Annotated in this window: 1 protein-coding gene; it reads right to left on the minus strand. The window is 75.8% G+C overall.

The window, feature by feature from the left end:
• Window positions 1-1,614, minus strand: a 1,614-nt coding sequence (locus CCN44_RS40905; RefSeq protein ID WP_143650426.1) for a class I adenylate-forming enzyme family protein, incomplete at both ends; no start/stop codon positions are given.

Below are 1,614 nucleotides of genomic sequence, written 5' to 3' on the forward strand. Positions count from 1 at the left end.
ACCGTGCACCGGGCCACGGACCTGCTGCTCGTCCACGCGCCCGGTGCACGGTGGCGAGGTGGTGGGCGAGCGCGGCGCCGGCGGGGTCGGGCGCGCTGTCGCCGGCCGGGGTGGCTCCCCGGGTGAGGACCACCAGCGGTTCCGGGGCGTTTCCGCCGGTCACCTGTTGGATGAGGAGGCGGGCCTCGGTGAAGGGGTCGGCGGAGGGAGCCGGCGGCAGCAGGAGGGTCGGACCGGGGATCGTGTCCGGTACGGACGGCAGACCGGGATGGAGTGCGGCGTCCACCCCGGCCGCGCGCAAGGCGTCGACCAGCCCGGTGGTGTCCTCGCCGACCACGGCGCAGGCGGCCGGGCGTGCGCCGCCGTCGCCGCCGTCGCCGCCGTCGCTGTCGTCACGGTCGCCGGTGCGGGCCGGCGCGGGCAGCCACGCCGGGGTCAGCAGGGCGTCGTGGTGGCCGTCGGCCGTGTGGCGGGGCCAGTACGGCTGGGCGGCGAGCAGCCGGCGGACGATCTTCCCGGAGGCGGTGCGCGGGATGCCGGCGGCCTCGTGGATCCGCTCCGGGATCTTGTACGCGGAGAGCCGGGCGCGGCAGTGGTCGAGCACGGCGTCGAGGTCGAGGCCGTCCGGTCCCGGGACCAGCCAGGCGACGGGCACCTCGCCCAGGGTGTCGTGGGCGGCGCCGGCGACGCCGGCGTCGGCGACCCCGGGGGCGCTCCGCAGCACCGCTTCGACCTCGTCGGGGTGGATGTTCTCGCCGCCGCGGATGATCAGGTCCTTCAGCCGGCCGCAGACCGTGAAGTAGCCGGCCTCGTCCCGGCGGGCCAGGTCGCCGGTGCGGAACCAGCCGTCGCGCAGCGCGGCCCGGGTCGCCTCGGGGCTGTTGTGGTAGCCGACCATGACGTTGGGGCCGCTGACCCAGACCTCGCCCTCCTGTCCGGTGGGCACGTCGTCGCCGGTGCCGGGGTCGACGATGCGGACGTCGACGCCGGGTACGGGCAGCCCGCAGGAGCCTTCGACGCGGGCGCCGTCGGGCGGGTTCATGGTGATCGCGCCGCAGGTCTCGGTGGAGCCGTAGGCGTCGACCAGCGGGACGCCGAAGGTGTCCTCGAAGGAGCGGCGCAGCTCGGAGCCGGTGACCGCGCCGCCGACGAGCCCGATGCGCAGGTCGGGCAGGGACAGTCCGGTGCGGCGGGCGGTGGCGACGAGGTGGTGGTAGGTGGTGGGGACGCCGGCGAGGAAGGTGGCCCGCTCGGTGCGCAGGAGGTCCAGGACGTCGTCGGCGGAACTGCCGTCCGTGATGCGGGCGGTGGCGCCGACGGAGGTCACGGAGAGCACGCAGGCGATGTGGGAGAGGCTGTGGAAGAGCGGCAGCGGCCACAGCACCCGGTCGTCCTGGCGCAGGTCCGGGATGGGTACGTAGCTGGCGGCGACCGACCACAGGCAGTTGCGCTGGGTGGACAGCACGCCCTTGGGGCGCCCGGTGGTGCCGGACGTGTAGAACATCCAGGCCACCTCGTCCAGACCGAGGTCGTCGGGGGCGGGCGTGCCGGGGTCGGTGACCGCAAGCTCGTCGTAGGCGTGGGCGCCGGCCGGCACGTCCGCCCCCGACGACC

The organism is Streptomyces tricolor (genome assembly GCF_002155905.1).
GTDB lineage: Bacteria > Actinomycetota > Actinomycetes > Streptomycetales > Streptomycetaceae > Streptomyces > Streptomyces tricolor.